Consider the following 6,644-nt stretch of genomic DNA (forward strand, 5'->3'; position numbering starts at 1 on the left):
TGTGAAATGGCGCAACGCCACCGTGCGCTCCACCAACTTCGGCAACGACATTGACGAGAACCGCCTGATCGTCAGCTACGTCATTCCGCTCTGGTAAGACGAGCCGCCAGCGTTGAAAACGCCGCCCTGAACCGGGCGGCGTTTTTCATGGGCCGATAACCAACGGCTCGGGACCAGGCGGATCATCGAGCTCAGCCTCGCTCGACCAGCCAAGCCTCTTCAAACCTTGGCCTCTCCCTCACCCCACCCTCAACACCCCCGTGTCGATCGCCAGGTGCACCAGCTCTGCCTGCGAGCCGATCTGCAGCTTGTTCTTCACCATCGACAGGTGGTTGGAGACCGTCTTCCCGCTGATGCACAGGTGCTCGGCGATGCGCCGTACCGGCATGCCCCGCGCCAGCATGGTGAAGATCTCCAGCTCGCGCTGGGTCATGCCCGACAGGCGCGGGTCGCCCGCCTCCCGGCTGGGGTGGCAGGCGAGCTGGGTGGCCAGGGGCTGCTCGATGTAGGCGTGCCCGGCGAGGATGCGCCGCACCGCCTCCACCAGCACCTCCGGCGAGGCGTTCTTGGTGAGGTAGCCCGAGGCACCGGCCTCCAGTGCCTGGCGGACCAGGGGCAACTCGTCGTGCATGCTGAAGAACAGCACCCGCAGCTGCGGCAGGCGCTGGCGCAGGCGGCGGGTGGTCTCCAGCCCGCTGATGCCCGGCAGGGTGAAGTCCATCACCACCAGGTGGGGAATGCTCTCCTGCACCGCCTGCAGGGCCTGCTCGCCGCTGGCCGCCTCGCTCACCTGCACCTCGGGCAGCAAGGCGCGGAGCAGGCTGGCGTAGCCCTGGCGCACCACTGAGTGGTCATCCACCAACAGAATCTTCATGGGCCCTCCAGGCCGTCCAGCGGCATGCTCACCCGCAACAGCCAGCCCCGGCCGGCGCGGGTGCGCAGGCGCAGGCGGCCGCCGAGGCAGCGGGCGCGCTCGGACATGGAGCGCAAGCCGATGCCGGGCTGCGGGGCGCGCTCGGCGCCCCGCCCGTTGTCCCCCACCAGCAGGCAAAGACGCTGCCCGCGTCGCGCCAGGCGCACACTCACTGCACTGGCGCCGGCATGCCGGGCGACGTTGGTCAGCGCCTCCTGCAGCAGGCGGTAGAGGTGCGCGCGCTCGCCCGGCGCGAGGGTCGGCAGTGACGTTCCCAGGTGCAGGCGCAGGGGAATGCCCTGGGCCTGCTGCCACTGCTCGGCGAGCAGGCGCAGGGCGTCGTCCAGGGCCAGGCGATCCAGGGCGGTCGGGTAGAGGTCACGCACCAGCGCGCGGAAGGCGGCCTGCATGCGCTGGCAGTTGCCCTCCAGGTCCTGCAGCACCGTGACGGTGCCCGGTGCCTGGCCGGACAGCGAGCGCAACAGCAGCAACTGTGCGCGGATGCCCACCAGGTATTGGCCGATGTCATCGTGCAGGGCCATCGCCAGGTGCTGGCGCTCGTGCTCCTGCAGGTCCAGCAGGGCCTGGGTGAGCGCGGCGTTCTCATCGCGTACCCGCTCCAGGGTGCCGACCATGCCGTTGAAGTGCCCCACCAGGCGCTGGGCCTCGCCCAGCGGGTGCCCCGCCAGGCGTACATCCAGGCGCCCTTCCGCCACCGCGTCGAAGGCCTGCTGCAGTTCCTCCAGCGCCTGCAGCCCACGGGCCAGGGCCCAGCGGATGGCGGCCAGGCTAAGCGCCAGGGCCAGGGCGAACAGCACCAGCAGTTGCAGCACACCGCTGCGTACCTCGTCGATGCCGTCACGGGGGTCGAGCAGCAACCAGGCCTGTTCGCCACCGGCCAGGGGCAGCGGATCGCCCACCGGCTCGGCCGCTGGGAAGGGCCAGCTCGGGGCGCTGCGGGTCAGGGGCGACGGGGCACTCATCGGCAGGCGCACGATCTGCAGGTGCCGCAGCCCGGCGGCGAGGGCCGAGTCGAGCACGTTCGGGTCCTGCTCGGCGGTCTGGCGCAGGTAATGGGCAGCGGCCCGCTCGGTGGCCAGTTCCTCGGCCAGGGACTGGGCGCCCTGGTGCACCAGCACCAGGCTGCAGAGCAGCGCCACGGCGGCGAAGCAGAGGCTGACCCAGAGCTGGATGCGCAGGGCGGTGCTCATGGCCGCGCCCGCTCCGGCTGGGCGCTGGGTGGCTGCGGGCCATGAACACGATCCAGGCCGATCAGGGTGATGATCAGCAGCAGGCCACCCCTAAAAACTACCTGCGTTGTCATCGCTGCGTTAAAAACAGGCTCAAAATGCTCATTTACCACTCGTAAACTGCGCTTTTTCGCCTGTTTTTGCCTTGCGCTGACCGCCTCGCCTACGTTTTTAGAGGTGCCCGACAGGGGCAGCAGCAGGGCCTTGAGCACGCGCATGGCCGATCCTCGAGCGGATTTTCCGATGCACCCATGCTAGGCGGGGCCCCGTGCGCGCCGATTACTACCTTGGTACCGGTCGCGCTCCTACTTTGGTCAGCCGAGTACTTTGGTCAGCCGAGAGTCAGGGGCGGATGCCCTTGAGTTCCTGCAGTAGGGCCAGCAGCTCGGCGAGCTTCTCCGGCCCCAGGCGCTCCTGAATGCGCTGGTAGTTGCGCTCCATCTCCACGCTCATGGACTCGAAGCACTGCTCGCCCTTGGGCGCCAGGCTGACCAGCACGCGGCGCTGGTCCTGTTCCTGCTTGCGTCGGCGCACCATGCCGTCGCGCTCCAGACGCAGCAGCACGCCACTCATGCTTGGCTTGAGGATGCAGGCCAGCCGCGCGAGGCGGTGGCTCTCCATCTCGCCGTTCTGCCGCAGGATGCGGATCACCCGCCACTGCTGCTCGGTGAGGCCGTGGAGGTTGAGTTGCGGACGGAAGAAGCGCATGGCGGCTTCGCGGGCCTGGAGCAGGCTGAGGGTCAGGGATGTGCGGGTGTTGGACATGGGTCTGGCGGGCCGAAAAATGTTCACAGTTTAACGATCAAGGCTTGAGGCGTCACGGCGCACAGGCGACCTTGCGTTCGGTCGTCAGCCGTTCGAGCAGGTAGAGGCGGCGCCGGCGATGCGCCATTAGGCCGGGGCACGGGATGCCCGTCATGCCGCTGCCTGCCACGGGCGCTTGTTCCTGCCTGCCGCCCTGCCGGCTGCACGATCGGGCATTGCCGCCACTCATTAACCTATTCATGATCGAGCACCGTCCAGCCCGGAGTCGCCGCCATGCCCGCCCTGCTGCACCAGCAGACCCACCTCGGCCTCGCCCTCGCCATGCGGGCCCTGCACGCCACCCTGGAAGCCGCCGAACACCACGGCGTGCGCGTCAGCATCGCCGTGGTGGACGCCTCCGGCCTGCCGATCCACACCGCGCACATGGACGGAGCGCCCCAGCCCAGCCGCGACATCGCCCTGCACAAGGCCATCACCGCCGCCGGCTTCGGTGTCGCCACCAGCGCCTGGGACCAACGCCTGGCCGCCTGCTCCCCCGGTGTGCGCCAGGGCCTGCCGCTGCAGCCGAACCTGGCGTTGTTCGGCGGCGGCGAGCCGTTCCTGCATGACGGCAGGGTGATCGGCGCCATCGGTGTTTCCGGCGCCTCCGAGGCCATCGACGCGGCCTGCGCCCAGGCCGCGTCCCAGAGCGTTGCCCGGCACGTGTCAAACCTGGACAAGAACCCCGGCACTGAGGAACAAGACGCCATCCCCCGCAGCGGCTCCTAATATCCGTCGTCAGGCACGGGCCCCTCGGCGTCCGACGTCCCTCCATCGTCCAGGCTGCAGTCATGATCAACATCGAGACACCCACCTACTACACGGCCACCAAGAAGTACGACCTCAGCTTCCCCACCCTCCAGCAGGACCTGGAAGCGGACGTCGTCGTGATCGGCGGAGGTTTCTCCGGCATCAACACCGCCCTGGAACTGGCGGAAAAGGGCATCACCAACATCGTGGTGCTGGAGGCCCGCTACCTGGGCTTCGGCGGGACCGGCCGCAACGGCGGGCAGATCATGGCCGGCATCGGCCACGACCTGGAGAAGATCCGCCACGACGTAGGCGAGGACGGCCTGCGGCAGATCTTCGAGATCAGCGACCTGGGCGCCGACATCATCAAGGGCCGCATCGCCCAGTACGGCATCGACGCCGACTTCTGCCACGGCTACGGCTACATGGGCTTCAACGCCCGCCAGGAAAAGACCCTGCGGGCCTGGGAGAAGGAGTTCAAATCCCTCGGCTCGCCTCACGAGATCCGCTTCCTCGGCGGCTCGGAGGTGAAGCAGATCATCGGCTCCGACGCCTACAGCAGCGCACTGCTGCACATGGGCGGCGGCCACGTGCATTCGCTCAACCTGCTGCTGGGCGAGGCCAAGGCCCTGGCCAGCCACGGCGTGAAGATCTTCGAATACAGCCCGGCGCTGGAGGTGACCTACGGCGAGCGCATCACCGTGCGCACCGGCCAGGGCTCGGTGAAGGCCAGCAAGCTGCTGTGGGCCTGCGACAGCTTCCTCAACAAGCTGGAGCCCGAGCTGCACCGCACCACCATCAACACCTACGCCTTCCAGATGATGACCGAGCCGCTGTCCGACGAGCTCATTCAGCGCATCAGCCCGATCCGCGGGGCGTACAGCGATATCCGCCCGGTCATCGACTACTACCGCGTGACCAACGAGAACCGCCTGCTGTTCGGCGCGGCCACCCCCTTCGTCGAGCACATCCCACGCGACCTGAAGGCCTGGAACCGCAACCTCATGCTGAAGATCTTCCCCTACCTCAAGGACGTGAAGATCGACCTCGCCTGGGGCGGCCCCATGGCCTGCAGCGCCAACCTGTTCCCGCAGATCGGCACCCTGCCCGGCCGGCCCAACGCCTTCTTCGTGCAGGGCTACTCCGGCTTCGGCGTCACCCCCAGCCACATCATCTGCAAGGTGCTGGCCGAGGGCATGAGCGAAGGCTCGGCGCGCTATGACCTGATCAGCTCGGTGCGGCGCATCAACATCGTCGGCAAGGACCAGTTGCGCCCGCTGCTGCTCACCGCCGGCAAGTCCTGGCACCAGGTGTCCGGCTTCTGGACCGGCCGCCGCTGACAGTGATCGACGCGACTGAGCGTCGGCGGTACGGCGTTGGGATCGGCCTTGTACCGCTCTAGCTCGCTCGTGCCGGAAGCGTTGAGAACACCTTAATTCTCGCGAAGCGGGAATCCATCAAGCAAACACACTTTTTCATCACCCGCAGGAGCAACTGCCATGTCCCTCACCCCCATCAAGAACGGAATCACCCTGGCTGAACTGGATGCCTGGGGCACCGTCGCCGACCTGGGTTCGGAAATCCTCGAAGGCGAGGTCAAGGCCTTCGGCAGGATGACTGCCGGCGCCCCCACCGACCCGGTCAGTGCCGCCTATTTCGGCACCACCGGCGGCAAGTTCCGCATGGTCTACCCGTTCAACGAGCAGGCCACGGTGGTCACCGGCGAGGTGATCCTCACTGACGAATCCACCGGCCAGACCACCCGCTTCAAGGCCGGCGACAGCTGGTTCGTCGCCAAGGGCACCCCGGTGCTCTGGGAAGTGCCCGGCGACGGCTTCGTCAAGCACTACTATGCCGTGGCCTGAACCACCCGGCCTGCCCCACGGGGCAGGCCTGCGGCCCTCGCCCGCGAGCGGCCGCCCAGCGCGAGGAACCCGCCATGACCGCCCCCCGCGACCCCGCCGGTTTCGCCCGGCACTGCCTGAACACCTTCACCCACTTCGTCCCCGCCTCCGTCGCCGCCTTCTACCGCATCGACGACCAGTTGCAGGCCCATGACTTCCACCTGCTGCACATGCAGCCGGGCATGCACACCGATTACCTCAATCACTACCGCCACCTCGACCCGCTGCAGCCGCAGACCTGCCAGGCCATCGGCCTGCCCGTGGTGCCGCTGCGCACCGGCCAGGCCCACCGCAGCGACGCGGACAACCGCCAGTACCTCGGCTTCCTGCGCCAGCACCGGGTGATCGACGTGGTGGAAGTGATCGCCCGCGCCGGCAACCGCCCCATCGCCGGCCTCTCCCTGCTGCGCCATGAAGGCCTCCCCGCCTTCGACCCCACCGAACTGGCCAGCCTCGGCGCCCTCCACGGCCTGATGCAGGCCGGCGCTGAACACCTCGCCCCCCTCCCCCCCACCCTGCCCGAACTCACCCCCCGTGAACGGGAGATCGCCCTGCTCCTGCGCGACGGCCTCGGCAACAAGGCCCTCGCCCGCCACCTCGACCTCGGCCTGCCCACGGTCAAGACGCACCTGCTCAACCTGTTCCGCAAGGTGGGCGCGCGTAACCGGACGGAGCTGGTGGGGATGTTGTTCTTGCAGGGGGATTGAAGGCATCCAGCCCCGGGCGATGGGCTCAGGGGCGGTGGATGTCGTCGAAATCATCGGCCTTGGGTGTGGCAGATACCTTTGGCTTCCTGTTGGCGGTAGTCGATTTCGATGCGGTGATTTTCTGGTAGTTCGGCCGGGCGGTTCCAGCGGAGCAGGCTGCGGATTACGGCAAGATCGTTCATTGAAATTCAACGTCCCTGTAAAGAAAGACCATCGGCAAGCGCACTAGAACTGCAACACCGAAATCCGTTTTGTTTCGCAGGTCAGGTGCGGCACCAGGCTCTGGATAAGTTTCAGGTGGTCGTTGAAGTGCTTG

10 protein-coding genes are annotated in these 6,644 nt (G+C 67.6%); 5 read left to right on the forward strand and 5 right to left on the reverse strand.

Going from position 1 to position 6,644, the window contains the following annotated elements:
• Positions 1-97, forward strand: a 97-nt coding sequence (locus A7D27_RS28560; RefSeq protein WP_139134203.1) for an OprD family porin, incomplete at its 5' end; no start/stop codon positions are given.
• 141 nt (positions 98-238) lie between these two features.
• Here A7D27_RS28560 and A7D27_RS26375 read toward each other — a convergent pair.
• The 4 genes from A7D27_RS26375 to hpaR form a co-directional block, all read right to left on the reverse strand.
• Complete coding sequence (locus tag A7D27_RS26375; RefSeq protein WP_069559611.1) at positions 239-874, reverse strand: response regulator transcription factor; 636 nt, start codon at positions 872-874, stop codon at positions 239-241.
• Complete coding sequence (locus A7D27_RS26380; protein WP_069559612.1) at positions 871-2,124, reverse strand: sensor histidine kinase; 1,254 nt, start codon at positions 2,122-2,124, stop codon at positions 871-873. The genes A7D27_RS26375 and A7D27_RS26380 overlap by 4 nt, the downstream gene beginning before the upstream one ends.
• Positions 2,121-2,381 (reverse strand): hypothetical protein, encoded by a 261-nt coding sequence (locus A7D27_RS28450; protein ID WP_069566622.1) that lies wholly within the window; start codon positions 2,379-2,381, stop codon positions 2,121-2,123. The genes A7D27_RS26380 and A7D27_RS28450 overlap by 4 nt, the downstream gene beginning before the upstream one ends.
• 124 nt (positions 2,382-2,505) lie before the next feature.
• Positions 2,506-2,928 (reverse strand): homoprotocatechuate degradation operon regulator HpaR, encoded by a 423-nt coding sequence (hpaR, locus tag A7D27_RS26390; protein ID WP_044412130.1) that lies wholly within the window; start codon positions 2,926-2,928, stop codon positions 2,506-2,508.
• A gap of 273 nt (positions 2,929-3,201) precedes the next feature.
• On the opposite strand from hpaR, the gene A7D27_RS26395 reads away from it, so the two are divergent.
• The 4 genes from A7D27_RS26395 to A7D27_RS26410 all read left to right on the forward strand — a co-directional run bounded on the left by A7D27_RS26395 (position 3,202) and on the right by A7D27_RS26410 (position 6,328).
• Complete coding sequence (locus A7D27_RS26395) at positions 3,202-3,696, forward strand: heme-binding protein (protein WP_069559614.1); 495 nt, start codon at positions 3,202-3,204, stop codon at positions 3,694-3,696.
• A 62-nt stretch (positions 3,697-3,758) separates the two neighbouring features.
• Entirely contained in the window at positions 3,759-5,057 is a 1,299-nt protein-coding gene (locus tag A7D27_RS26400; protein ID WP_069566623.1) for an FAD-binding oxidoreductase, read from the forward strand.
• Positions 5,058-5,216: 159 nt separating this feature from the next.
• Positions 5,217-5,582, forward strand: a complete 366-nt coding sequence (locus A7D27_RS26405) for a cupin domain-containing protein (protein WP_069559616.1) — start codon at positions 5,217-5,219, stop codon at positions 5,580-5,582.
• A gap of 74 nt (positions 5,583-5,656) precedes the next feature.
• Positions 5,657-6,328: a helix-turn-helix transcriptional regulator gene (locus A7D27_RS26410; protein WP_069566624.1), complete on the forward strand. Its 672-nt coding sequence runs from the start codon at positions 5,657-5,659 to the stop codon at positions 6,326-6,328.
• A gap of 50 nt (positions 6,329-6,378) precedes the next feature.
• On the opposite strand, the gene A7D27_RS28880 is transcribed toward A7D27_RS26410, so the two are convergent.
• Complete coding sequence (locus A7D27_RS28880) at positions 6,379-6,510, reverse strand: hypothetical protein (RefSeq protein WP_256557222.1); 132 nt, start codon at positions 6,508-6,510, stop codon at positions 6,379-6,381.
• Positions 6,511-6,644 lie beyond the last annotated feature (134 nt).

The sequence above is a fragment of the Pseudomonas sp. 1D4 genome, assembly GCF_001728925.1.
GTDB classification, from domain to species: domain Bacteria; phylum Pseudomonadota; class Gammaproteobacteria; order Pseudomonadales; family Pseudomonadaceae; genus Metapseudomonas; species Metapseudomonas otitidis.